Below are 1,606 nucleotides of genomic sequence, written 5' to 3'. Positions count from 1 at the left end.
AAAACACCAAATATGGTATATAAATTATCAGCGTAAATTCAATTTTAACCTGTAGCCATATTTCAGGACTAGACATTTAAAATGAACAACATGAACATAAAACTAACTCTTCTTTTACTAATATTGATTCATATAAATTCGTATTCACAAAGTTCCAAATCAGATTTTTTAGTTACTAAAGAAGATGATACGATATTCTGTAAAGTAGTTGGTTTGAAAGGGAAAAGGATAGAGTTTATTAAAAGAGGTGAAGGAAAGAGTAGAAAGAAAAATATCTTTAATTTTTCTGACCTAAGTATTTCAAACCTGTCAGTTATAAATAATCCTTTGAACTTAAAAATTGTAAAACCAGAGGAAGGTTATGCTCATATTTATCTTTACAGACCTTATGTTTATACTGGTTCGGCTTTAGCCTGCAAAGTTGAGTATAATGGAGAAAGTTTTGTTAATATAAAAACTTATAGTTATTATTTACATAAGGTAAAAGCAGGAGAAGTCCACACATATAATTGGAACAATGACAAGAAGAATATTATCACCATTAAACCATCAACAGGAGAGACTTATTTTATTAGAGGTTCATTTAAAGCAAGTTTTGAACAATGGGAACCTTGGAGAACAAATACCGGTTGGAGTAGTCAATCAACTTTTAGTTCTGGGTCCATTTCAAATAACACTACTGGGTTTAACTCTGGATTTATGGTAACAAATGGAATGAATATTTTTATTGATAATCCTAATACTGCAAAATATGCTATTCTGACTATGAAAAAAGAGAGTCCCAAATATTAAAAAAACGTTTTGTAACAAAGTATAAAATTAATGCTTGGGTCTGTGCTTAAAACCGCACTATTCTTATACATAAACGTTGCCCATAATAGAACTAACGAACTCAAATTGAATAAATTAGTAATTTAAAAAACCTGAATTTTAGAAAAAAATGGAAATTTTCAGATTATAAAATAACCTGAATAAAAAGCAGAATTGAATGTTGAAAAAATTAAGCCAAAATCTGAATTAATAAGTATGACTGAAAATAATTTCACAAGAAAGGATTACCTCAAAGAATTAGACTTTTTAAAGATTAAAATATTCTATGGTTTAAAAAACTTGAATGACGGATTTGACGTTGAAACTGAATATTACTTTTCGGAAAAAGAATTTGAAATTATTTTAGATCGAATTGAAGATTATAACATTGGAATTTATGGAATAGAACCTTTTTTAAATGGAGAGTTTTATGGTGTTTTAACTTGTGAACAATACGAAACTGAACCAAATGACAAAACTTGGTATAAAAAAGCATTTGAAATTTATAAAGAACAGAGTAAAGAATTACAATATTCTGCAACATATATGATTCCAAATGAATTAATTACGAAAAAATAAAAAGAACTACTATGGGCAACAAAGTATAAAATTAATGCTTGGGTCTGTGCTTAATCCAGCGATTAGTCCAGTTTTGTTACATCTGATTTTCCTGCGAAAAATCCTCGCACACAAAACCGCACTAATCTTAATACATAAACGTTCGACGTAAGAAAGTCAAATTTTCAGCATAGAAAAGCAGAATATTTAGTATATTAAAGTGTTGAAATTCAATATT

At 28.1% G+C, this 1,606-nt stretch carries 2 protein-coding genes; both read left to right on the top strand.

Translation table 11 applies throughout. The features are described 5' to 3' along the window. Nucleotides 1-90 precede the first annotated feature (90 nt). Nucleotides 91-792, top strand: a complete 702-nt coding sequence (locus tag Q0739_RS14785; protein WP_298239511.1) for a DUF2846 domain-containing protein — start codon at nucleotides 91-93, stop codon at nucleotides 790-792. 192 nt (nucleotides 793-984) lie between these two features. Then, the gene (locus tag Q0739_RS14780; RefSeq protein WP_298239510.1) at nucleotides 985-1,389 is read left to right on the top strand and encodes a hypothetical protein; all 405 of its coding nucleotides are present in this window, start codon (nucleotides 985-987) and stop codon (nucleotides 1,387-1,389) included. The last annotated feature ends 217 nt before the right edge of the window (nucleotides 1,390-1,606 follow it).

The sequence above is a fragment of the uncultured Algibacter sp. genome (assembly GCF_947487605.1).
Classification (GTDB): domain Bacteria; phylum Bacteroidota; class Bacteroidia; order Flavobacteriales; family Flavobacteriaceae; genus Algibacter_D.
This window is presented reverse-complemented; position numbering and strand designations above follow the sequence as displayed.